Raw genomic sequence first — 359 nt, forward strand, 5'->3', positions numbered from 1 at the left:
GCCTCGAAGCGGAACGAGCGGAACGGTCCGCCGTTGTCGGTGACGATCGTGACCAGCGGCTGCACGGTGCCGTCGGTCGCGCGCCGGGCCAGGTCGACCAGCTGGGCTCCGGCGAGCCGTTCGGCTTCGGCGAGGGCGAGCTCGATGGCGGCGATGGCGTCGTGCTGGTTCGCGGTCGGGGCCACGTGCCAGCCCAGCTCGTGGCGGCGGGCCGCGTCACGAACCCCTTCCCGGGCCGGACGCGGCCACGGCCCCTTGGCCTGTGCGCCGCGGCGGGCGCGGGCCCGGTGACGGCGCCAGGTCCGCTCGGGCACGCCGATCAGGCGGCAGAACCTCGCGGTCGGCATGCCCGCCTCGAC

The 359-nt window shown here is 76.6% G+C and carries 1 pseudogene; it reads right to left on the reverse strand.

Going from position 1 to position 359, the window contains the following annotated elements:
• Window positions 1-347, reverse strand: a pseudogene (locus PUR61_RS31095) (hypothetical protein); the annotation flags it as partial.
• Window positions 348-359 lie beyond the last annotated feature (12 nt).

Origin of the sequence: Streptomyces sp. BE20 (genome assembly GCF_036322525.1) — a bacterium.
Classification (GTDB): domain Bacteria; phylum Actinomycetota; class Actinomycetes; order Streptomycetales; family Streptomycetaceae; genus Kitasatospora.